This is a genomic window from Paenibacillus vulneris (assembly GCF_039543185.1).
Classification (GTDB): Bacteria; Bacillota; Bacilli; order Paenibacillales; family NBRC-103111; genus Paenibacillus_S; species Paenibacillus_S vulneris.
On the sequence record NZ_BAABJG010000014.1, the window covers coordinates 69,207 to 93,239 of the forward strand.

Annotated in this window: 22 protein-coding genes; 3 read left to right on the forward strand and 19 right to left on the reverse strand. The window is 49.9% G+C overall.

All coding sequences use genetic code 11. From position 1 onward, the window contains the following. Nucleotides 1-24 precede the first annotated feature (24 nt). From araD to ABEA66_RS12625, 15 genes are all read right to left on the reverse strand, one after another. Nucleotides 25-717 carry an L-ribulose-5-phosphate 4-epimerase gene (araD, locus tag ABEA66_RS12555; protein WP_079910841.1) on the reverse strand — a complete coding sequence of 231 codons (693 nt, stop codon included), beginning with the start codon at nt 715-717 and terminating at the stop codon, nt 25-27. A 77-nt stretch (nt 718-794) separates the two neighbouring features. Continuing rightward, complete coding sequence (locus ABEA66_RS12560) at nt 795-1,895, reverse strand: GntR family transcriptional regulator (protein ID WP_345587790.1); 1,101 nt, start codon at nt 1,893-1,895, stop codon at nt 795-797. 224 nt (nt 1,896-2,119) lie between these two features. Further along, nucleotides 2,120-2,836, reverse strand: a complete 717-nt coding sequence (locus tag ABEA66_RS12565; protein WP_345587791.1) for a glycerophosphodiester phosphodiesterase — start codon at nt 2,834-2,836, stop codon at nt 2,120-2,122. A gap of 15 nt (nt 2,837-2,851) precedes the next feature. Beyond that, nucleotides 2,852-3,982: a hypothetical protein gene (locus ABEA66_RS12570; protein WP_345587792.1), complete on the reverse strand. Its 1,131-nt coding sequence runs from the start codon at nt 3,980-3,982 to the stop codon at nt 2,852-2,854. Nucleotides 3,983-4,024: 42 nt separating this feature from the next. Further along, on the reverse strand, nt 4,025-4,855 hold the full coding sequence (locus ABEA66_RS12575) for a carbohydrate ABC transporter permease (RefSeq protein WP_079910845.1): 831 nt from the start codon (nt 4,853-4,855) through the stop codon (nt 4,025-4,027). A gap of 11 nt (nt 4,856-4,866) precedes the next feature. Continuing rightward, nucleotides 4,867-5,820: a carbohydrate ABC transporter permease gene (locus ABEA66_RS12580; protein ID WP_079910846.1), complete on the reverse strand. Its 954-nt coding sequence runs from the start codon at nt 5,818-5,820 to the stop codon at nt 4,867-4,869. 20 nt (nt 5,821-5,840) lie between these two features. Beyond that, a complete protein-coding gene (locus ABEA66_RS12585) occupies nt 5,841-7,154 on the reverse strand; it encodes an ABC transporter substrate-binding protein (RefSeq protein WP_345587793.1) in 1,314 nt (437 codons plus the stop codon). A gap of 355 nt (nt 7,155-7,509) precedes the next feature. Then, nucleotides 7,510-8,271 carry an MgtC/SapB family protein gene (locus ABEA66_RS12590; protein WP_079910848.1) on the reverse strand — a complete coding sequence of 254 codons (762 nt, stop codon included), beginning with the start codon at nt 8,269-8,271 and terminating at the stop codon, nt 7,510-7,512. 15 nt (nt 8,272-8,286) lie between these two features. After that, complete coding sequence (locus ABEA66_RS12595; protein ID WP_345587794.1) at nt 8,287-9,981, reverse strand: glycerol-3-phosphate dehydrogenase/oxidase; 1,695 nt, start codon at nt 9,979-9,981, stop codon at nt 8,287-8,289. A 144-nt stretch (nt 9,982-10,125) separates the two neighbouring features. Then, entirely contained in the window at nt 10,126-10,680 is a 555-nt protein-coding gene (locus ABEA66_RS12600) for a glycerol-3-phosphate responsive antiterminator (RefSeq protein ID WP_079910850.1), read from the reverse strand. 45 nt (nt 10,681-10,725) lie between these two features. Next, the gene (locus tag ABEA66_RS12605; RefSeq protein WP_079911054.1) at nt 10,726-11,496 is read right to left on the reverse strand and encodes an HAD-IIA family hydrolase; all 771 of its coding nucleotides are present in this window, start codon (nt 11,494-11,496) and stop codon (nt 10,726-10,728) included. Between the two features lie 241 nt (nt 11,497-11,737). After that, nucleotides 11,738-12,742, reverse strand: a complete 1,005-nt coding sequence (locus ABEA66_RS12610) for a serine hydrolase domain-containing protein (RefSeq protein WP_345587795.1) — start codon at nt 12,740-12,742, stop codon at nt 11,738-11,740. A gap of 19 nt (nt 12,743-12,761) precedes the next feature. Beyond that, nucleotides 12,762-13,940, reverse strand: coding sequence for an alanine racemase (gene alr / locus ABEA66_RS12615; RefSeq protein ID WP_345587796.1), 1,179 nt, complete (start codon nt 13,938-13,940; stop codon nt 12,762-12,764). A gap of 43 nt (nt 13,941-13,983) precedes the next feature. Continuing rightward, nucleotides 13,984-15,093, reverse strand: a complete 1,110-nt coding sequence (ald, locus tag ABEA66_RS12620) for an alanine dehydrogenase (protein WP_345587797.1) — start codon at nt 15,091-15,093, stop codon at nt 13,984-13,986. 114 nt (nt 15,094-15,207) lie between these two features. Further along, the gene (locus ABEA66_RS12625) at nt 15,208-16,449 is read right to left on the reverse strand and encodes a PucR family transcriptional regulator (RefSeq protein ID WP_345587798.1); all 1,242 of its coding nucleotides are present in this window, start codon (nt 16,447-16,449) and stop codon (nt 15,208-15,210) included. Nucleotides 16,450-16,637: 188 nt separating this feature from the next. Between ABEA66_RS12625 and ABEA66_RS12630 the strand changes: the two genes are divergently transcribed. Beyond that, nucleotides 16,638-17,378 (forward strand): metallophosphoesterase family protein, encoded by a 741-nt coding sequence (locus tag ABEA66_RS12630; RefSeq protein WP_345587799.1) that lies wholly within the window; start codon nt 16,638-16,640, stop codon nt 17,376-17,378. A gap of 58 nt (nt 17,379-17,436) precedes the next feature. Here the strand turns inward: ABEA66_RS12630 and ABEA66_RS12635 are convergent, their stop codons facing one another. Next, complete coding sequence (locus ABEA66_RS12635) at nt 17,437-17,733, reverse strand: hypothetical protein (RefSeq protein ID WP_079910856.1); 297 nt, start codon at nt 17,731-17,733, stop codon at nt 17,437-17,439. 407 nt (nt 17,734-18,140) lie between these two features. Here ABEA66_RS12635 and ABEA66_RS12640 point away from each other — a divergent pair, with 407 nt between their 5' ends. Beyond that, nucleotides 18,141-18,581: a MarR family winged helix-turn-helix transcriptional regulator gene (locus ABEA66_RS12640; RefSeq protein WP_079910857.1), complete on the forward strand. Its 441-nt coding sequence runs from the start codon at nt 18,141-18,143 to the stop codon at nt 18,579-18,581. Nucleotides 18,582-18,644: 63 nt separating this feature from the next. Next, the gene (locus tag ABEA66_RS12645) at nt 18,645-19,898 is read left to right on the forward strand and encodes an MFS transporter (protein WP_345587973.1); all 1,254 of its coding nucleotides are present in this window, start codon (nt 18,645-18,647) and stop codon (nt 19,896-19,898) included. A gap of 148 nt (nt 19,899-20,046) precedes the next feature. Here the strand turns inward: ABEA66_RS12645 and ABEA66_RS12650 are convergent, their stop codons facing one another. The 3 genes from ABEA66_RS12650 to ABEA66_RS12660 form a co-directional block, all read right to left on the reverse strand. Beyond that, nucleotides 20,047-21,564: a LysM peptidoglycan-binding domain-containing protein gene (locus tag ABEA66_RS12650; protein WP_144027859.1), complete on the reverse strand. Its 1,518-nt coding sequence runs from the start codon at nt 21,562-21,564 to the stop codon at nt 20,047-20,049. A 206-nt stretch (nt 21,565-21,770) separates the two neighbouring features. Then, nucleotides 21,771-22,766 (reverse strand): nucleotidyltransferase family protein, encoded by a 996-nt coding sequence (locus tag ABEA66_RS12655; RefSeq protein ID WP_345587800.1) that lies wholly within the window; start codon nt 22,764-22,766, stop codon nt 21,771-21,773. 198 nt (nt 22,767-22,964) lie between these two features. Next, a complete protein-coding gene (locus ABEA66_RS12660) occupies nt 22,965-23,924 on the reverse strand; it encodes a D-2-hydroxyacid dehydrogenase family protein (RefSeq protein ID WP_345587801.1) in 960 nt (319 codons plus the stop codon). Between the last annotated feature and the right edge of the window lie 109 nt (nt 23,925-24,033).

The window sequence follows — 24,033 nt, forward strand, 5'->3', positions numbered from 1 at the left end:
AATCTTGTTTCCATGCCAAATCCCTTACTGCTTTTGTCCGTAATAAGCATTCGCGCCATGCTTGCGCAAAAAATGCCGGTCCAGCAGCGTCTGATCCATCGAAGGAACATGGGTATTTAATGCAATGGTGTGATAGCCGATCTTAGCCACTTCCTCCAGCACGACAGCATTATGTACGGCTTGATGCGGGTCCTTCCCCCAATTGAAAGGAGCATGGGAGTGAACCAGCACACCCGGCACTTGCAGCGGATCGCGTCCGCGGAAGGTCTCAACAATAACGTTGCCGGTTTCAAGCTCATAAGCGCCCTGAATTTCCGCCTCTGTCATAGCTCTCGTGCAAGGGACCTCGCCATAAAAGTAATCCGCATGCGTCGTTCCTAGCGCCGGGATCCCCTTACCTGCCTGCGCCCAGCTCGTAGCCCACGGCGAATGGGTATGTACAATGCCTCCGATTTGCGGAAACGCTTTGTACAGCACCAGATGGGTCGGCGTATCCGAGGACGGCCTCAGCTTTCCTTCCACAATATTGCCTTCGAGATCGACCACAACCAGGTCCTCAGGTTTCAGCTCCTCGTAGGGAACGCCGCTAGGTTTAATAACGACAAGCCCTTGCTCGCGATCGATACCGCTTACATTCCCCCAAGTGAACGTAACAAGGCCGTATTTCGGCAAATCCAGATTCGCTTCCCATACGGCCTGTTTGAGTTGTAATAACAACTTGTATCAACACCTTTCTGAAAATAGAATAAGTCCGATACTGTTATTATATATTTGTACGTACAATTTTTCTACCATTATTTTATCGCTGCTGTCGATTCTCTTATAATGAGCTGCGGTGTAATGATCTGATGCATCTCTGCGTTTGCATGTCCTTGTTCAACAATCCTCATTAGCATCTCCGCAGCCAGGGTCCCCATCTCATCCTTGGGATGCGTTAGGGTCGTCAGCTTCACCTCCGTGGCCACCGCCAGCGGCGAATCGTCGAAGCCGACTATCGAGATCTCGTCAGGCACGCTTAAACCCGCCTGTCTTGTGGCTTCCAGAAGCATTACCGCCAGCTCGTCGTTATAGCATACGAATGCGGTAGGACGGTTCGGCTGTTCGTTCAGCATCCTTAACCCCGCCTCGAACGGCTTCGTCGCCTTAGTCTCCGTCGTGTAATGAATGACAGCCTCAGGCGGCAGCGGAATCTGGTAGTCCTGATGCGCTTTAATAAATCCTTTGAGGCGGTTGACACCCTGCAAATCGTCCATCTTGAAGAAGCCGGCGATGTTTCGGTGTCCCAGCTTGATCAGGTGCTCAGCAGCTAAATAGCCCCCCGCCTCATCGTCCACCTTAATGTACGGACAATTTATCTCCGGGTACGTTTCGTTGATCATCAAGAATGGAATGTTATGGTAATTCAGTGTCAAATAGTAGCTTAGATTCGGGTTGCCCTCCGCACTCTTGGTCGGCTCGATAATAAGCCCGCTTAACGGCTGACTCATCATCATCTGCAGACTTTCTCTTTCCTTGTCCTTGTCGTTATCCGTACTGGACAACAGCATGCGGTATCCTTTGCTGCGCAAAGCCGCTTCGGCCCCGCGTACGATGTGCGGGAAAATATAATCGGAAATGTAGGTCGTAATAATCCCGATCGTCTGTACGTCCTGCTGCTTCCGGGCCGTTTGCGGATTGGAGACGAAGGTGCCCTTCCCCTGCACCCGGTAAATCCATCCCTCCTGCTCCAGCACACCGAACGTCTGCCGTACCGTTTGTCTGCTCATCTGAAACTGCTCGGCAATCTCATGTTCCGTCGGCATCTGGTCGTCCGGCTTGAGCTTGCCTGATTGAAGCCAGGTTAAAATCTCCTGCTTTAATTGCATATACTTGGGCTGCTGCTTGACATCTGTCATAGGTCACCTCGAATAGAACCGCTGCTTCTACGCTTATCGTTCAAATTTTTACGTTCATTATATCATTATTCAAAGTTGTAAGTACATATTATCCATGGTGAACCTCCGATAATGAACTTCTTTCTTCTTTACTAGGAAGCTTCGATTGATCAAAAATAAAAAAAGGCTGCTTTGCAAGCAACCCGTGTTGCCTGCAAAACAGCCTGACTCATGATGAATAAATCTCAAGGAGCTTCCGTCTCCAAAACGCACTTCTTCCATCTTTCCAGCTCATTAGTGCATACCCATACACCCGGATACTGCTTGCGCATTTGGCGCATATGGGTTTCATCGTCAATGGTCCATGCGATAAGCTGAATTCCCTTTTCTTCACACAAGTCCACATAATCTTGCGTTAAATAGATGTATTTGACCGAGATATATTTGGCGTTCAGCTCTTCGGCGAAACCAAAGATGGACGGCGTCGCGCCATAAATGACGAGCCCGACTTCTATATCCTTCGATAATTGGCGGATGCGCTGAATGGCATAGTGATCGAACGAAGTCACGAACACTTGGTCCTGAACGTCACAGGCGCGTACAACCTCCAGCACCTTCTCTTCCATTCCCGCATACAAGTTGCCGCTCTGCTTCAGCTCGATGTCCACCTTCGCCTTGCCTTTAGCCAATCGCAATACCTGCTCGAGGGTCGGAATGGCTTGCTCTCCATCTGTCCGCAGCTTTTGCAGCTCCTCCCATGTATAGTCCAGAACAGGACCTTTTCCGTTGGTCGTACGGTTCACCGTAGGATCGTGAATGACAACCGGAACGCCGTCCTTGGTCAAATTCACATCCAGCTCCAGGTGGCTGTAGGACAGATCCAACGCAGCTTGAAATGAAACAAGCGTATTCTCCGGGTATTTCTTGGGATACCCACGATGTGCTAATCCGACGATACTCATTGTTCATCCTCCTGTTTAATCGGTCATGGTCAACAGTTGAATACGGTCCAGCGCATAGCTGGAGGAAGCCTTGTACATGCTCGCACCGGATTCGAACAACAGGTACAGCGTGTCTTTGGAATAAACGATTCCTTCCGACATAGGCGGAATTGCCATCGATTCCGGTTTGTTCTTTGAATCCAGGAACCATACGGGAACCGATTCGGAACCGATGACCGCCTTGGTGTGAGGCGGCTCCGCCAGGACGTTGGTATGCTGGATTAAAGCACTGGCCGCATTCCGTCCGGATGATTGACTTAGCAAAATCTTATTCTTCAAGACTGCCATCCCTTGAACGCTGTCCGGTATAGATAAAATATAGTCCGGTACTACGGGCGTGTTCGATTGCGCTGCCTTGCCGGCAGGAAGCAAATCGGTCTGCGGATCGAGCTTGAAGCCTACGGTCCACGCTTTATATTCCTTATCGTCGCGATTGTTCATATAATGCGACTTTTCCGTCGGATAGTCCTTACCATTGGCATATTCACCTACCCACAAGACGCCATCAATATACGTCGTAAAAGACGCCCGGGTATCCGTGCGAATGGAGCCCCTGAACATTAATTTGCTCTCATTTGGGGCACTCATCACTTCATCCAGGTTAAGCTGGTAAACGTGGTTATCGGATGATATCCACACGTGGCTCTTACTGACCGTAACGCCCCCGGCATGACCAGTGTAAGGCTTGTCAGCGTCCTTGTAAAGCTCCATTACCTTCACCATCGAGCCGGTGCCGGCGTCTATAACCGACAGCAGACTTGGGAGCCCGCCTTCTCGATAATGGCTGATGAGAATCCAGTTCTTCTCTTCTATAAATCCGATCCCTTGAGGAATCGCCTTCTGCATTAGTGCGGGAACGATCGGCCCCTGCTTGGCGGCCTGCAGGAAAGTCTTGATTTCCGGAAAATCGATCCGGATCTTAATCCCCGCTTCTTCCTGCGTTATTTTCCCGCCGTTGGCTGCGGATTGGTCCTCCGTCTTTTTCGCAGCTGCCGGAGCCGCCTGCTCCGCTGCTTTCTTGGCATTACCCGCCGAAGAAGGCTGACAGCCCGCTGCTGTCACACAGAGCATACAAGATAGTACAATCAGCATAGCTTTTTGCTTCAAAATGACAGCCTCCTTGTTCCCTTTTGTGGGGATACGATCCCATTACTTAAAGGTCGAATTGGCCATGGCCGCCACAATATATTTTTGAGCGAAAACGAATACCAATACGATCGGCAAAATGACAACCACACTTGCAGCCATCAGCAGATGGAAGTTTAACGCTTCATTACCGGCGATAGAATCTCTCATCATGGCGATACCGACAGTCAGTACGCGCATTTGATTGGAGTTCGTCATAACGAGAGGCCAGAAGTAAGAGTTCCAGCTGTGAATAAAGCTGATAACCAGCAGGGTAATGACCGTCGGGAACGCCATCGGCGTCAAAATGCGGTACAAAATTTGCACGCGATTCGCTCCATCCACCTTCGCTGCCTCGATGACGTCATTGTTAATGGATTTGAACGTTTGACGCAGCAGGAAGATGCCATAGGCCGAAGCCGCATGCGGGATGATCAACGCATAGAACGTATTGATCCAGCCCAGCTTAGACATCATGACATATACCGGCACGAAGGTAACCTGATCCGGTACGATCAAGGCAGCCAATACCAGAATGAACAGCTTTTCTCTACCTGGGAACGTTCCTTTGGCAAAAGCATAAGCAGCCATAAGTCCGATATTGATCTGCAGGAAGATAATCCCCACCGTTTGGATCAATGTATTGGAGGCAAAGCGCCAGAACGGAATGGTATTGAAGGCTTGGAAAAAATTCTGCCACATTAATTTCTCCGGCCAAAAGGTCGGTACGGCCAAGCGAAGCTCCTCCGGCGATTTTAAAGCGGTTACGAGCATCCAGTACACTGGGAAAAAGACAATCAGCGTAATGAGAATGGCCGATATATAACGGGTGGTTACCCCTAGTGATTTCGTCATTGATCTATAACCTACCCTTCGTAATGAACTTTCTTCTTGGAGACGTACATTTGCAGCATGGTCAGAAGAACGATAATGAAGAAGAAAATGATAACCAGAGCAGAGGCCCGGCCTGTTTTAAATTCGGAGAAAGCCATCGTATAAATCCAGTACACCATCGCTTTGGTCGATTCCAACGGTCCCCCATTGGTCATAATATCAACGGATTGGAACACCTGCATGGAAGATATAAAGTTCGTCACGACAAGGAACAGAGTAATTGGCGACAGCAGCGGAAGCGTAATATGCCAGAACTGCGTCCATTTGCTGGCCCCGTCGATGCTGGACGCTTCATAGTATTCAACAGGAATCCCGCGCAGGCCGGCGATAAAGATTATCATCGCAAATCCAACGCCCTTCCAGACCGAAACGATGATAAGAACCCAAAGCGCCGTTTTCGGATTTTGCAGCCACTGTACCTTCTCAATGCCCACTAACTCTAACAGCTCGTTCATTAAGCCGTACTGGGAGTTGAAGATCCACAGGAAGATCATGGATACGATGACCATGGAAATGTAATGCGGCATGAATAACAGCATTCTTAAGAAATTGAAGAATCGGGACGATACGTTGAACAAAAGCGCTAACAATAATCCGAAGCCCAAGGTTAGCACTACATCCAGGACCGTATAAGTAAAAGTTATTCTTAATACGTTATAGAAGGTCTCGCTGGTAAGCAGCTTCTCATAATTGTCGAAGCCGACGAATTGCTTCACGGGCTTCGTCATATTCCAGTTCGTAAAGCTTAAGTAGAAGGAATTTACCAATGGATAATAAATGAAGATGACCAGAAACGCCAAAGCCGGCAGGGCGAAGGAAAAATCCTTCAACCCCTCCAGCAGGCGGTACGCGGAGCGTCTGCCCGTGCCTGATTTGGCAGCGGAATTCACCCGGGCATTGATATTAGTGCTTCCCGTTTCTTTCATTGTATTGCTCCCTCCCGTGCTTACTTGTAATCAGCAATAATTTCGTTGATAGGCTTTACCGTTTCTTTCAGCAAAGGTACAGGATCTTCATTATTCAATACCATTTTACCGACAACCTCTTTGTACTTCTCGCTGAACTCAGGATAAGCAGGGTGCTGGATGCGTGGAGCTACGTTATCGAAATTCTCGAATACAGCCTTGTATTGCGGCCATTTTTCAAAGTACTTCTTGCCTTCGTCTGTGTTTACAACCGATTTATGCGTAGGCAGGTAGCCTGTGTAATCCGCCCATTTGATATTGTTTTCTGCAGATACCATGAATTTCAGGAACTTCCAGCCCGCTTCTTTTTGCTTGGCGTTTGCGCCGTTCATCAGCACGATTCCCGCTCCCCCGATGTGGGATTTTCTCTCTTTATCCCCAGGAATGAACGATACGCCAACCTCGAATTTCGCGTTTTGCACGTACGTTTTGATGATGGCCGAGGAATGCTGCACCATACCGACCTTGCCTTCAAGGAACATTTGTCTCATAACATCGGATGCGCCTTTTCCGTAACCCATTTGCATGGAGCCGTCTTTAATCCACTTTTGGAAGTTTTGCGCCCAGCGCAGGCTGTCCGGCTGATCGAAGCCCGATTTATTATCCTTGGTCAGGATCGTACCGCCGCCGTTGGAGATCCAAGGATCGTAATACCATGTATCCCAGCCTGGAACGGAGAACGCGTAGCGGGTGGTTTTACCGTTTTCCTTCACGGTCACCTTCTTGTTGAACTCCTCAATCTCGCTCCAGGTTTGTGGAGGCTTCACGCCCAATTGATCGAACAGCGTTTTGTTGTATACCATGACACTCGTGCTTACAATGAGCGGAAATCCGTACTGCTTATCTTTAAAGGAATAGGCTTGCAGCATACCTTTGGAAAAGTCGTTCAAGTCCACGCCGTCCCGCTTAATATATGGACCGAGGTCTGCAAACACTCCGCCATCCGCAAAGTTAGGCAATGCCGATACCTCAACGTTCGTAACGGCTGGAACATCATTGGCTGCAACCGCCGCTTGCAATTTTTTATGTAAATCCGTATAGCCGCCTTGGAACACAGGCTCGACCGTAATATTCGGATATTTCTTGTTGAACTCGCTGATCATGTAGTTCACTCCGGCCATCTGCTCTTCCGAGTGGGAATGCCAATATTGTATCGTGATCGGAGAATTATCCTCCGCTGCTGTTTTTGCGTCCTCAATTTTCTCGCCGGCACCTGTGCTGGAGTTGGAGCAGCCGATGACGGAGCCGAATAATGCGGCCATAACAGTCAAAGATAACCATTTCTTATGTTTCATTCTAAATACCCCTCTCAGTTTGCATTCGTGTTTGAATATGAAAAGGCTTACAACGGTCTCAAGACCGACTAGCGATGCGGGTCTCACCTCCAAATAGGATCAGGCAGACAAAAAAAGACCAAGAGAACGTCTAGAGACACATGCCGCGCAATAAGCACAGGCAAGAAGATTGTCCCTTGGATTATCTCATGATCTCCGCATCCAAGTTAGTATGATGTGTTGTACTGTGTAATACCTCTTACGTTGAAAAGTATGCCATAGGGTATAACGGATTGTCAATCCTTTGATATGTTAATAAATTATTAATGATACCACTATTCCGCTAGACATACAAGAGTATTCTCGCAAGCTTGATTTATACGGTAGGAGCTCTGCCCGGCTCCAAATTACCCGGCAGCTTCCACGGGGAAGCCTCCAGGGAAATGATCTCTTCGGCGCTTAAGGCCGTTATGGTCTGAATCGCCCGCATCAGCTTTTCGGAGTGAGTTGTTTTTACGTTGAACTTCAGCTCCATAACAGGGACATCTCCATCGGGGCTATGATGAGGCTCCTCCGACTTCATTTTCACCGTAACGATCTGGATCCCCTGTTCGCCAAAGACAGTGGAGATCTTGCCCATCACGCCCGGACGGTCATACACTTTGATGACCACCTCCTGATGCCTCCGGTTGCGCATTAGATACCGTTCCCATTTGTTCAAGGCGAACAGGCTGAGGAAGACTAGAACGGTTGCCAGAGCCGCGCAATAATAAAAGCCTGCCCCTACGCAAAGTCCGATTGCGGCCACGACCCAGATTGAAGCAGCTGTGGTCAAACCGGATATGGTCGAGCCCGTTCTGATAATGGCCCCCGCACCCAGAAACCCGATCCCGCTGATAACCTGAGCCGCCAAACGAGCAGGGTCCATTCTTACGTTGGGCTCTACGGCAAATTCCCCGAAGCCGTAGATGGACAGCAGCATGATGGCGGCAGCTCCGACACACACGAGAATATGGGTGCGAAGCCCTGCGGCATGGTTGCTCCATTCCCGTTCAAAGCCTATCAGTCCTCCCATCGCAGCCGCAGTCAAGATGCGCAGGGTCAGGTCGAATTGAGAAATGTGCCATATACTGTTCATATTTCGACTCCCCCTTTACGATGAAGCTTTCTGCAGCCTGGTATCGCTTGCCGGAAGCTCGTGGATATGATGAAACAGCTGATTCAGCTGCTCCAGCTGCATATCCTTTTGATGTGTATCAAGACCTAATAGATCGCCTAGCATCTTCTCGACGATATTTCGGTATTTCTCCGCCTTGGCCAGCTGAAAGTAGGACCATCCTGAACGAAGCCTTAGAAAGTCGGAAGCGGTGACCGTCATTTCCTCCTCTACGGAGTAGCGGAGCTGCGCAAAGAGCCACTGCAGGTTATCCGGTACATGATGCTTCCGGGCATCCGGCAAATAATTGAGAATGTTCAATGCATTGGAGCCATAGGTATCGATCCACTCCTGCATGACGGCCGTGCTGACCCCGAGGGCAACGCCTGTTTTCAGCATCTCTTGCTTCCATTCGGCAAAGGTGAAGCCTTCCTTCGTCTCGCCGCCGGTAATCACGATTTGATCGGTTGTGCAGCCCGGGTAGACTTTGCCGGTTTCCTTGCCCAGAAATTCGGCTACCAGGTCGACCACCTTCTCCGCCATTTTACGGAACCCGGTCAGCTTCCCTCCGGCAATCGTTATCAGCCTGCTCTCGGAGATAAATACTTCGTCTTTTCTCGACAGCTCGGAAGGACCTTTACCCTCTTCATAGATGAGAGGCCGAAGTCCCGCCCAGTGAGATTTCACATCCTGCCGGGTGAGCTTAACTGCTGGAAACATCGCATTGACGGCACGGAGAAGGTACTCCCTGTCCTCCTGCGTCGTTCTCGGCTGATCGATGGAATCGGAGTATGCCGTATCCGTCGTGCCGATATAGGTGATATCCCCACGGGGAATGACGAAGACCATTCTGCCGTCCGGCGTATCGAAGTAGGCGGATTGATGCACCGGCAATCTATGGTAATCGACGACCAGGTGTACCCCTTTTGTCAAAAACAACCGTTTGCCCTTGAGCGAGCCGTCCAAATCCCTGACTTGATCAGCCCATGGTCCGGCTGCATTGACGATGTGCTTCGCACGGATCACCATCCTTCTTCCGCTGATGCTGTCATGAACCTCAACACCGGCTGCTCGCCCGTTCTCGTAAATTATCTTCTTTGCTTCGGCATAATTGACGGCTAGAGCCCCTCTTTGTGAAGCCGTTTTCATGATATCCAGCGTTAAACGCGCATCATCCGTACGGTACTCAAAGTATAAGCCCCCGCCCTTCAGCCCTTCCTTCTTCAGCAAGGGTTCTATCTCCATCACTTCTCTGCGGCCGAGCATCTTCCTGCGCTCCTTGCGGGCGACGCCGGCAAGCCAATCATAAAGGTATAGGCCTATGGAGGAAGCCAGATAGCCGTAGGTGCCTCCCTTATACACCGGCAGAAGCATAGGGGCCGGAATGACAAGATGAGGCGCGTTTCTGTATAGGATCGCCCGTTCGCGGCCCACCTCCCGTACCAGCTTGAAATCTCCCTGCTTCAAATATCGCAGCCCCCCGTGGATCAGCTTCGTCGATCGGCTGCTCGTACCCGAACCAAAATCATTCTTCTCAATTACACCTACTTTGAACCCTCGGGTGATGGCATCCAAGGCTATACCTGCTCCTGTAATCCCGCCGCCGATAACAAGTAAATCGAGCTCGCTTTCCGCCATCGAATGCAGTCTGGCCGTTCTGCTTGCTGATGAAAAAGCTCCGTGACGGTTCATCGTATTCACCTCCAGAAAGTTCAGATTCGGGAATAGAAAAAACCTCCATGAAAAAGAACAACCGACAAGTCCCGGCCGCACTTTTTCAAAGAGGTTTCTCCTTAGTCTCATCCCGCTTTGAATCTGCTATTGTGTATTCAGTTGTTACCACAAGCTCGATGTACCGGCTGACACCGCTAATGCGCCCGCTCTTAACGCTTCATCAATCTCCTCTTGATTGCCGACCAACCCTCCGGCAATGATCGGCAGCGGTGTCATATTCGTCATCTCTCGGATGATGCGGGGCATAATGCCCGGCATCACCTCTATCGCATCGGGCTGACTTTGCTCAACGGCTTTAATGCCTCTTGTCACTGCGCTGCGGTCTATAAGAAAAATACGCTGGATGGCCATCAGGTGTAAGTCTTTGGCCACTCGAATCAAGTTGCTTTTGGTAGAAATGATACCCGTCGGTTTGATATTCAGCGCCATATAAGTAACCCCGCTTTTATCAGGGGATATGCCGTCAATAAACTCCATGTGAGGAAATACGTGCTTACCCGACGCTTTCACTTTATCTACCAATTCTTTGATGTTGAAGATGGAGCCCGTCAATAAAAAAATAATGTTGGCTTCGCTTTGCAGGGCAAGCTCCAGGTCTTCTTCTCTCTGCACGGCCGCGATAGTTTGATGCTCGACCAAATCGACGATCGGATACATTCGTCTCCCCCTTTCTGCAAGTAGAACCATTATACCATGATTCCTCTAGAGGCGGACGATTTCTTTGATGCTCGGGATAACATGTCTAGGCTTAAACTCTGAGGCTGCGGCCATCTCCGCCGTTGCAACGCCGGTTAACACCAGAACCGATGCCATCCCTGCATCGTTGCCCATCTTGATATCCGTTTCCAACCGATCCCCGATCATGAAGCAGTCCTCATACTTCAATCCCAGGTGCTCCACAGCCGCTTCTGCCGCAATGAGCGAAGGCTTTCCTACCACCAGGTCGATCGATCGGCCCGTCGCTGCCTCCAACGCTGCGATAAAGGTGCCCGTATCGGGAATTTGGCCGTTATCCAGCGGACAGGTCGCATCCGGGTTTGATGCAATGATTTTGGAACCGCTTACTGCGGCTTGATAGACAAGGTTCAGCTTGTCGTAAGTGAACTGGCGGTCCCAGGATAACACGACATAATCAGGTCTCACGCTGTCCCCGGTGATTGGTATGCCATGCTCATGCAGCTCATCATGAATGGGCTGCTCACCAATGACATACACTTTCTCGCCAGGCTGCAGCTTTTTTTGCAAGTAGCGAGCGACTATCAGGGAGGAATTCAGGACATCCTCGACACGGGTCGGAATGCCCATTTTCGTCAGCTTTTCTGAATAAGACTGCCGTGTGGCGATCGGTTTGTTAGATAAAAAGACGACCTTATCCCCCCGTTCTCTCAACGTTCGAATCGTTTCAGCAGCGCCCTCAATCATTTTGTCCCCTAAATAAACGGTACCATCCAGATCAAATATGTAACCTCTCATATCCTCTTCCTCGCTTTTATAAAAGGTAAATAAATCTTTGTCCGGTATCCGCGCGGAAATACGATTCGAATCATTCAAACAATAACAAAAAACCCCTATCAACAGTAAACACACCCTCCAACAAGAAGGGCATGATTACGGATAAGGGTTTCTCCATCTACTCGAACCTACCGTATATCAATGCATTGAATTGAATTATAAAACCGCTTTCCTTATTTGTCAACGGTTTTTTACAATAACTTCAAAGACATTCCTTAAAAATAGCTTCCGTTCGGTCGATGATTCCGTCTTCTTTCGTGTAATCGTGGTTGGACAGCATGATGAGGACCTGCTTACGTTCCGGAAACTGCCTGAATTTGCACCAATAACCGGGCAGCCAGCCTCCATGTCCACGGCTTCCATGGTATATGGACCATCCGTAGCCGTAGTGGCGGATCTCGTCTATATAGGCATGGGGAGCGAACATCTTGCGGAGCAGCTCCTCCGAAACCAGATGTCCGGGATAGAGCGCCCGGTCCCATTTCAGCAGGTCCTCCGCAGTCGAAACCATATGGCCCGAAGCCAAGAAGTTACCTAGCTCAAAGTAACGGGCTTTGACTTGCTCCCCTTTTTCGTTCAACGAATAGCCCTGTGCCAGTCCGTGCACAATGCTATCCGAGCTTCCGAAGCCGGTAGTATCCATGCCAAGAGGAGCAAGGATGTTCTGCGTCACAAATTCCGCATAGCTCATGCCGGTTACCGTCTCAATCAGAACGCCCAGCAAATTGTAGCCCGTATTGCAATATTCCCACTTCGTGCCCGGCACTGATGGCTGCGGGTCATGCTGAATCAATTGCAGGATATCCAGACCTTCGTATAGCGTTCTTTCCAGCCCGCCTGCAAACCCGGGCAGCTTCTCAAAATCGCGAATGCCCGATGTGTGCGTAAGCAGTTGATGGATCGTAATGCAGGAATCGAGCCCGTCTGCTACCGGGAGGTAATCGCCAATCCTCCCTCGAATATCGATAACCCCCCGCTCTTCCAGCATAAGCGCAGCCATAGCCGTGATTGGCTTCGTAATCGAAGCGATCTGGAATTTGGTCTCGCCGGTATTCGGAACCTGATGCTCGCAATTGGCAAGGCCATAGGATCTATGAAAGCAAATATGCCCCTCTTCTGCTGCCAAAATCGTTCCGCTGAACTGCCTCTCCAAAGCATAAGCTTCAAAATGCTCCGTCAGCTTGCGTTCCAAAAGCTGCTGTCTCACCCTTCTCCCTCCCTGCTCATCAGAATGCAGCATCTAATAACGTGCTGGAGTAGCCGATAACTTGTCCGTCACGCAGATACAAGCGGGGAACTCTCCTGCCGACGGTACATACGATCTCGTAGTTAATGGTTTGCTGCAGTGCCGCCGCTTCATCCATCGATATGCCGCAGCTCCCTTCTGTCCCTCCGTAGAGGATCACCTCGTCTCCGACCCGAACATCCTCCATGTCCGTTACATCAAGCATGGTTTGGTCCATGCAGATCGTGCCAACGATAGGAGCCCTATGCCCGTGGATCAAGACGGAACCCCGATTGGATAAAGCACGGGATAATCCGTCGGCATATCCGATCGGAATTACGGCAATCATGCTCTCCCGCTCCGGACGGAAGGTGCCTCCGTAGCTGATCGGCTGGCCGGCGGGGATTTGTTTTAAGGAGGCGACCGAGGATTTTAATTGAAATGCCTGCCGGAGTCCGACAGCCGCCCCCTTCATGCCCGGTGATGGGATCAATCCATACAAGCTGATACCTATGCGAACCATATCCATGTGCATGGAAGGGAATCGCTGTGCCGCCGCACTGTTGCAGCAATGCGCTATTGGAATGGACAGCCCTTCCTGCTTCAACCGGCCCAGGATGGCATCAAAAGCTTCATACTGCCTCCATGTATACGACGTATCGTCATGATCCGCTTGGGCAAAATGGGTGAATATCCCTTCCACCCGGATATAAGGACTTCGGCCTGCTTTCCTGACAAAGGCCAGCACCTCGTCCTCTTCGGTTATACCAAGACGGGACATGCCCGTATCTATCTTGATATGAAGGACTGCCGGCTGCTGCAGCCGGTACGAACAGTCCATCACACAGTCCAATACCTCGTTCGTGAAGACGGTCAGCGCAATACGGTGGCGAATCGCCGCTTGCACGGCACGGGGCGCCGTGTAGCCCAGAACGAGAATCGGGCATTCGATTCCAGCCTTCCGAAGCTGCAGCGCTTCGTCAACGATGGCAACCCCCAAATAATCGGCCCCTGCGGCAACAGCCGCTTTGGCTGTTTCTACCGCACCGTGCCCGTATGCATCCGCCTTGACAACGGCCATCATTCGGCACGAATCACCTATCTTTTGCTTAAACCAAGCTGTATTGAAGGCTATCGCATCGAGCGATACTTCAGCCCTAGTATCCCGGTAGCTATACATGCAGCCGTGTTCCCCCTCATTAGTTCAGCAGCCCGCGTTCTGACTAAACCGCGCTTTCTACGGGAACGTAGTCGTATTGCAGGTCACTGGCAACAGTCCGATGCGTGACGCAGCCTCCCATCACGTTGACTCCGCCCCCAAGCGCCGCATTATCGAGAATCGCCTGCTTGACGCCGTGATTGGCCATTTGCAGCACATAAGGAAGCGTTACGTTTGTCAGGGCAAACGTGGAGGTTCTCGGTACGGCGCCCGGCATATTGGCAACGGCATAATGCAGCACACCGTGCTTGATGTATACAGGATCGTCATGCGTCGTCGTCCGGTCGGCCGTTTCGACGATTCCGCCTTGGTCGATCGCTATATCGACAATGACCGAGCCCTGCCCCATCGATTTCACCATCTGTTCCGTGATAAGCTTGGGCGCCTTGGCTCCCGGGATCAGTACCGCACCGATAACCAGATCGGATTGCTCCACCGCTTCGGCAATATTGGCCGGGTTAGACATTAAGGTCTGAATTCGCGGACCGAAGATATCGTCCAAATACCGGAGACGCTCCGCATTCAAGTCGATAACCGTAACGTCCGCTCCTAAACCGACAGCGATTTGTACCGCATGAATGCCTGCCACGCCCCCGCCGACGACCGTGACTTTGCCCTTCTTGACTCCGGGCACTCCGCTTAGCAGGAGCCCTTTGCCGCCATGAGGCTTTTCCAAAAATTGCGCTCCGATTTGTGCCGACATCCTGCCTGCGATTTCGCTCATCGGCACCAGCAAAGGAAGCGTTCTCCCTGCCTGAACGGTTTCATAAGCGACCGCGGTTACCCCTTTAGCGACGAGCTCTCGGGCCAGATCCGGCACTGCAGCCAAATGCAGGTAAGTAAACAACGTCAGGTCCGGACGGAAATACCGGTATTCACCGGGCAGAGGCTCTTTGACCTTCAATACCATGTCCGCAGCCCACACGTCCTCCGCCTGATCCAACAATCTGGCTCCAGCCGCCTTATAAGCCTCGTCGGAGATACCGCTTCCAATTCCGGCCCCTTTCTCTATCCAAACCTCATGGCCGCTGCCGACCAGCTCCGCAGCACCTGCAGGGGTTATGGCAACGCGATTCTCATTGTTTTTGATTTCCTTTGGAACGCCGATTTTCATGTTAAGTCCTCCCCAAATGTGTTTCTAATGAGGATTATAAAAGGCTTAACAAGCTTTGGCTTTGTATAAAAATGAGAATTTTGGCCCTTCCTTTTGTATTCATCCAACAAATCGTTACTTCGAAAGCTTCATCAGCCGGAGATCCAGATACAAGGACACCTTGTGATCCATGTTCTTCATATCCATGCCGCCGATTTCCGTGATGCGCTTTAATCTATAGTTCAACGTGTTGATATGGATATGAAGCGCGTCGGCCGTATCCTTCAGGCTGCTATCGTGATGGAGAAATACCTCCAGCGTTTCAAGCAGGCAGCTGTTATGCTCGCGGTCATATTCCTGCAGCTTCAGAAGACTGCTATTAGTATATAGAGGTGTGCCGTCGGGATGAATCATCACTGGAATATACCGGTAAAAGCCGAGGTCACGATGCTGATGAACTTCTCGGAGCGCGTCCGGAAAACGCCTCTTCAGCTCCAATACCTGTACCGCCTCCTGCCACGCTTTCTCCACCATGGTATAATCCTCATACTCGCCGCCACAGGCACCGTCGATGGGGGCAATGCCGAATCGTTCCCTCATCTGCCTCATAAATTCATCGATAAAGCCTATCATCGTCTTATCGGGATCAGATGCTCCACGGAAGTCCCTTCGGGATGTGAGCAGAACAAGCTGGACACCGTCAACAACATGAAGCACGATCCTGACCGATTGGGTGGTGGTTATCATGTATTGAATCCGCTGAAGCATGGACTCTGTAATTTCCTGTTCAAACTGAAACACCGTCACTTGAAATGAGGCCGGAAGTGAAATATGAAACAGCTTGGCCTGCTCCTTAATGGCCAGTGCCGATTTAAGATGGCCTGTCAGCAGCTGCCAGAATAAATTTTGCTGGCCTTCCTCTTCCTTCCGCTTTTGAATCTGAAGCTGCTGCATCAAATGTCTTGAGGCCTGCGCCGCACGTTTTAATAAAGCCAATTCCTGGGGGCCGAGCCGTTCGTTCTCTTCCATCACCCAGATGTAACCTAGAACCTCATTATGCTTGCGGATCGCAATCGCTATTCGCCCCCCAAGTCCAACGTCATGCACAGCCTCAACCCTTACCGGGTCCTCACACTCCATCAGCTTCTGAATGACGCCATTTCTCCAGAGTGCGCTGATGACCTGCTCAGGCACCCGTCTCCCGACAATCGTCGCGATCCTGGCCTGATCGGTTTGCGGACTATGCGAGCTGTAGGCAATAAGCTGGTGATTGGCGTTCTCAATCGTAATCGGACATTGCAGCGTTTCACAAATCAAGTCCGCCAAGCTGGTAAAATTGTCGAAATGTCGGTCAAAAGGGTCTTTCTCCATAGGCATATGGCTGGTTGCTCCCCGAACTATATAATAGAAAATTCTTTCTCATTGTAAGGCACCTTCCCTTTTGTAATCAACTAGGAAGAAAAATAGGTTGAGAACTTAAGAAACTGGCTTTATAGTTAATTTTTATAGAGGAATTTTAACTTCAGCGGTATGTCAGCCACCGCATATTGGAGAGGAGGGTCTCTTTGAACAGAACCCTGGTCATTAGCGATATTCACGGCTGCTACGAATCGTTTAATCTACTATTGCATACCGCAGGGTACGATGCGCAGAAGGATCAGCTCATACTTCTCGGGGACTTCGTCGACCGCGGTCCCAACAGCAGACAAGTCGTCGAACAAGTTATCGGCATGGTCCATGCGGGGCAAGCCGTAGCGCTTCGCGGGAACCACGATCAACGATTTCTTGAGATCATGGACGGGACAGCTTCAGAGCGAGCTGCTCAAAAATTTTTCGAGCACGGTGGTCACCAGACGCTGATCAGTTACTGTTCTGATACGGGCTTATGGAACAGAGATTATGACGTGACCCGACTGGGTCCGGTGAGGAATTTTATTCAACAAACCTATGGGCATCATCTCCATTTTTTGCGCCAGCTTCCTTATTATTACGAGGACGAGCATCATATTTATGCCCATGCAGGGATTAATCCGGAATACGCGGATTGGAAGGAACAGCCTTTGTTTGATTTCCTGTGGATTCGGGATCCGTTCTACAGCAGGCCTACGAATGTGGAAAAAACAGTCGTCTTCGGGCATACAAGAGCTGTCCAATTTCACGATTCAGCTCATATCTGGTACGGAGGAGACAAAATAGGCATAGACGGCGGCTGCGCTTATGGAATGCAGTTAAACTGTCTAGAAATTACGGGGGAGCGCAGCTACGCCGCTTACCATGTGGACGCAATTGAAAACAAGGCCAAATAAGACAAAGCCCCTGCCTGCAACGGCAAGGGCTTTGTTGCACCTATGATTATGGAATGGGTTACTTCATGCCGTTAACACTGGCAAAAAAAGCTCCAAAAATGAGAACGAAGAAAACAATATATATGGCAATACCGATAAGTGCCCACAGCAGGCTTGCTTTCGCATAATTAGCCTTGGAAGGATTTGCGCCGCCTCCAAAGGCCCATACGAACAGCATAATTAAGTTGACTACCGGGATGATCAAAAGCAAGATCGTCAGCATCCAATCCTTTACCGAAATAACCGGCGCCGCTTGTTGTTGGTATCCAGGTGCAGGATAACCGAGATTTTGATTCTGATTTACATTTGGTTCCACGTGATTTCCCCTTAAAAGCTTATTTTGAGCAGCAAAAAAAGCTCCCTTCCCTTGTCAGGTCACAGTCGCTTTTCCTGTTTTTGATTCGCTCAATAGCTATATATTATGGGATAATGTGTAAAATCGCAACAACAATTTTCCATTTTTTACTCCCGCTTGTCCATTTATCGGCACTAACCCTGCCCGCGAAGGCAGGGTCCGTCCGCTTATTCCGGGTCACTGCAGCTGATTGTCTTCTGCATTACGGCAGCACATGAACCCAAATTTAAGGTGATCCTCCTCCCGCTTATGACCGAACCAGAGGCGCCACCGGCGCCAAATACAAAAAGTTGCATTTACAACGATTCTATTAATCGTTATAATAGTGGCGCATGCAACTATCAACCGGGAATAGGAGTCTGCCGCTGATGGATCATAAAAGCACAATTCCCCGCTGGGTCTCTCTATTGTATCGATATGGCCATATGTATATCGGTGATCGTCTCAAGCACCTGGATATCGGCCGGGGGCAGCATATTTTTCTGAACACGCTGTACCGGGAGGATGGGCTCAGTCAGGAGGAAATCTCAAATCATCTTAAGATCGACAAAGGCACAACCGCCAAGGCTTTGAAAAAGCTGGAGGAGCAAGGCTACGTCGTGAGAAAAGTAAGAGAGGATGACAAGCGCTCCTATCAGGTTTTTTTAACGGAAAAGGCAATGCTTATCAAAGACGAAGTAAAGTCCGTCCTAACCGACTGGCGTAATCTTATATCCCAAGGCTTAACGGAGGAGGAGAAGCATATGGCGCTGGTTCTCTTGGAGAAGATGGGCACGAACGCAGCGCGAATTAATGAGACCGGGGATTGAACCAAAAGATCAACAAAGAGCGTGTGTCCGCCTATGACGCTAGGAAGGTGAACGAAATTGAACATGAAAGCGATGGGCCAACGGGTCATTAACAACCATTTCCATGCCCTGACGCATCAAAATTACCGGTATTTCTGGTTCGGCCAATGTATTTCATTAATTGGCACCTGGATGCAAAACATAGGTCAATCATGGCTTGTATTAACGTTAACCGGCTCGCCGTTATTGTTGGGGCTGGTCGGCAGCATTCAGTTTTTGCCTATTACCTGCTTTTCCTTATTTGCGGGTGCCCTCATAGACAAATTTCCTAAGAAGCAAATTCTTCTTGTTACGCAGACGGTCTCCATGATCTTGGCCTTCATCTTGGCTATTCTGGTATTTACCGATACGGTTCAGTACGGCTATGTACTGATCATCGCTTTTATATTGGGTCTGACCAATACCTTCGATATGCCGACCCGACAATCGTTCAACATTGAAATCGTCGGCAAGGAAGATTTGATGAATGCCATCGCATTGAACTCGACTACGTTTAATCTGGCGCGTATTCTTGGACCGTCTATCGGAGCCGCCATGATGGCCCTGCTTGGACCTGCCTGGTGCTTTTTGTTGAACGGACTCAGCTTTATCGCCGTCCTGTACGGGCTGCTGCGTATTAAAACAACCCCTTATGTTCGCCAGAAGAAAAAGGATGTCAGCATTTTCAAGGAAATCAAAGACGGTATGGTGTACATAGCGAGAGATAAACGCCTGGCACAAACGCTCCTGCTCGTAACGGTTATCGGTACGTTCGCGTATAATTTTGCCATCCTGATTCCTGTCTTCACAAAAGGCGTACTGCATATGGAGGAACGAACCTATGGAATGCTGATGTCCTGTCTCGGGGTCGGTTCGCTTATCGGGGCTTTAACCGTATCGCTGCGAAGCAAGAGCGGACCCAAAATGAAGGTGATCGCTGCCGCTTCCATCCTTATCGGAATTTTTCTGTGCATTACCGGATGGACGAGCTCTCCTTATTTGACCGGATTGTTCCTGGCGTGTACGGGCGTGTGTAATATTTTGTTCGCGACCAACTGCAACTCTTCATTGCAGATTCATTCCAAGGACGAATACAGGGCCCGTGTCATGAGCGTGTACTCCCTGGTCTTTGCCGGGTCTACACCGGTAGGCAATCTATTCGCGGGCTACATGGCCGACCGGTTCGGAGCGGATGGGGCGTTCATCGCCTGCGGTCTCCTGTGCTTGATCCCTTGTGCGATTATTTTATTCCTGTTTCGTAAAAAGAAGTCAGAGCAGACGGAGCTCCCAGCCACATAGAACAAAAATAGCTGTCCTCTCATCTTCAGGATGAAGAGAACAGCTTTTTTTTGTTAGGCAGCTTCCTTCGGACAGATGACAAGCTCGAAGGTACAGCCTTCTTTGTTCCGACGGTCTCCCACTTCTCGCGTTAAGATGTCGATCGCGGTTATGTGACGCTCTTTCGGATCACGAAGTGATCCCTCATCATAGTCCAGATAGCCGGGTCTTCCATCCCCAGCCTCCACAGAGCGATACCGCGAATGCCCAGCTGGTTCGCAAGATCCATCTTTGCCTGGATGCTGGCTGCATTCTCGAACCATACTTCATGCTGGTTGCCCGACTCGTCGGTGTAAGCGAACATAGGCGTCTGGGTCTTTTCGTCAAAAATGACCTCTTTGTTGTATTTCTTCGCTAAATCCATAGCCATCTGGTAAGTAGCATACGTATTGCGATTGGTCGTCAGGTTGAAGTCGAAGCCAAATACGGATACGGCCGCCGTGATTTTACTGGCAGGCATTTTGGTTAACGCATAGTTAACTACGGTTCTCATCCATCCGATGGAAACGACAGGGCCAGGTCCGCTCCCCGGCCAGCCATGCTCGTTATAAAGCATCAGCACCAGCTCATCGACCACTTCACCGAGGACGGAATAATTAAACGGCGCGGAGAACGGATTGGTAGGCTCATCCGACGTTCTTGAAGGCACATCGACGGAATAATAGTAGCCTCTCTCCTTCAATGCGGCGCCCAGCTCACGGTAAAAGGCGGACAGCTTCTCCCTGTCCTCGTAATGGACGTCTTCAAAATCGATATTGACCCCGTCAAAGTTGTAGGTTTGAATCAGCTGGATAATGCTCGATATAAACGCAGAACGGTTTTCCCGGGTAGCCAGCATGCCGCGAATCACATCTTTATTGACATTCTGATTTCCGCGTTCATACAGCAAATTGTGGACCGTCGGCATCATCTTGACATTATGACGGTGCCCGAAGCTGACGACACCCTTCATATATTCATCGGTGAAGGTAGCCGGGAACTTTTCAATCTCCGTAGGATTTTGCCTATTGATTCGGAAATGAAACATACCTACATTGGATAAATGGGCCGTTTGGGCGGTGAACACCTCGTGCGAGCTTGGAAGCGTCGGCCCCTCCTCTTCGGTATAGAAACCGAATACCTCCTGTACCGGGCGCCGTCCGTCATGCGGGACTATAGTAACCTGGTGCCGGCTTACCCAGCCCAGTCGTCCGTTATAGATACGAACCTGCACCCATTCCCCGATAATTCCGGTGACGGGAAGGCGGGCTCCTCTGACCATTTGTGTCAGGACGGGAGCTTGAGCGCTGGCATGGGCCCGTATATCGGCCGTACTTGTTCTCACAATGACTTCCGTATAAATGGGAATTCGTAAGGTTTGACCGACATGCAGGCTTGTGGACGTGAGCGAGTTTAACCGCATAATGGCCTCAACGGTTGTATTGAACATTTTGGCAATACGGTGGAGCGTATCGTGGGCCTTCACAACATAAGTAACAGGGCCGGAAACAGGAATGGATAGCTGCTGCCCTATCTGAAGCGCGGGCGATGTTAACCGGTTCGCCTTCATCAATGCATCTACCGTGACTCCATACCGCTGGGCAATCAAATACAACGTATCTCCTTGCTGAACCACATAAGTAATCACTGGGTATGCTCCTTTATGCAACTTGTTATCCTTATGTTATTCAGAACGCCCATAAGATGAGATCGATTCCGGAGATTTTTACAAAAATAATTAGATGGACGACACCGAAGCAGTGAGCTCTCCCATTGTCAGGTATAGACGGTACAAGCAAAAAGGCGTTTGCTCTCAACCAATCAAGGTCAGTAAAGCAATCGCCTTTTTCTCTTCTATACAGCGTGCGGCTGCAGGTCTCCCCTGGCTTCCTCAAACATCAGGATCCACTGCTTCACATCATCCAAAGTCATGGTATCCATGTCCAGGAAATGGTACAGCTCGGGAAACTGTCGTGCAAAATCCGGCCGATCGTAAAAATCCTCGGGATAGCTCTCATGTCCGTGCATTCGGTGGACGCAATATTTATAGACGTACACAATACTTTGATGATGCCCCCATTCCAGATTGCCATCCACTGCGTTTTTTAGAAAGGCGGAGGTATTGCTGCCCCAGGACGTGTCTGATAATTGGAAAATATCCCGCTGAGCATTCTGCAGAGCGTCTTTATGCGTTTTCCTTGGCTTTTCCAGCCCAAAGACCTGGATAAAAGCGTCGTACAGCTTGGTATTCCCTATGACTTGCGAATTTTTATGTAAAAAGTATATCGTTCGGTTCTGGCTCCTCGGAAGTATGTGATGATGCCAATAAACGGCTAGCAGCAGAAAATTCAAGCCGACTCGCAATTGAGCCGCTGCGGTTCTGTAATTGCCCCGGGCAACCTGTTCCCGAGCCTTGTCCAGCTTGGCATCGGCCTGTTCCAAGGCTTCTTTCTCTTTAAATTTCGTAATATGCTCGTGAAATAAATAGGAATCATACCGTTTTTTGAATGCATTCAGAAGCTGTTCGGGATCGTGTAAGATTTTGCATTGGTATATTTGAATCGGGAATCCCAGTATGGACCTATCCGGTTCACCGGACTGCTCCGTAAATTCCTTCATCCGGCTTTTGGTAATTTGAATGATTTCTACTCCCATGGAGTCCATATAGTTAAAATGCTGAAGCTCCTCGAGACGCTGCTCCACAACAAGACACAGCTCCAAGTCAGAATGCTTCCACATCTGCCCTCTTCCAATACTTCCTCCCAAGGCAACACCTGTAACTCCCGAATGACTGCAAAAAGGCTCCGCTATCCGATAGGCCTTCTCCAACATTTGACGTTTCCAATGCACGATGGACTACACCTTCCTTAGAGTATGGGTTGCATATCCTGCCATCAAAATCTAATGCACAAGATAGGTATATACCTCGATGTTGTCTGGCAAAGAAGAACCGGCATATATTGCCATTATATCGGACCGTCCCGTCATGTCGATATCAAATTTATGCTCCGTATAAAAGTATTTTCCACTAAAGCTTGACTTCTGTCCTTATTGTAAGGTACGGATAGGCGAGCCGTTCAAAAATGCATGGATATCTTCCACCGCATCGCGATAAAAAATCCGGTAATTCTCCTCAGATACGTACCCTAAGTGAGGTGTTGTCAAAATATGGGGAAGCGTTCTGAAAATATGATCCTTCGGCAGCGGCTCAATATCGTAAACATCTACTCCCGCCCCGGCAATCCAGTGGTTTTGCAGCGCTTCAATAAGTGCCTGCTGATCGACTATGAGCGCACGGGACGTGTTGATCAAATACGACGTCGGTTTCATCCGGCGCAGCTCCTCAGCCCCTATCAGACCTCTGGTACGGTCGCTTAGCACAAGATGAATAGAAACAAAATCGCTCGTTTCCAGCAGCTCTTCCTTTGAACCGGCAAGCCGGACGCCGCACTCCTCTGCCCGCTCCTGCGTCAGATTCTGGCTCCAGGCAGCCACTTCCATGCCGAAGGCTTGACCGATGCGAGCCACTCGGCTCCCGATTTTACCAAGGCCGAGCAATCCCAGTCTCTTGCCGCCCAGATCAGCCCCTATCGTGCTCTGCCACGGGCCATTGGTCCGAAGGGCATTATATTCCTGGGGAATATGTCTTGCCAGCCCTAAGATCAAGGCCCATGTCAGCTCGGTTGTCGGCTCCGGCTTGCCTGCCGTTCCGCAGACGACGACGCCATGGGAGGCGGCGGCCGCCAGATCAATAGAGGCATTTCGCATTCCTGTTGTCACGAGCAGCTTCAGCCGGGGGAGCCGGGCAAATAACGATTTGGGGAAAGGAGTACGTTCCCGCATGATCACGACAATATCATAGTCCCGAATAGCCTCGGCTACCTCATCCTCATGGCTCATATGCTCCGTGAAGACGGTCAATTCCACTTTATCCTGAAGGGAAGACCAATCCGCCAGGTCCAAAGCCGCGTTCTGATAGTCATCCAATATCGCACAGCGAAGCTTCATCTGTCTATTCCTCCTCCGAAACGATTTTAAAAATTCATGCTGCCAGTTACACTGGATAAGCAGGCAGGTTTATACTATTGGAATAGTATACAACAAAACGGGGGTGAAA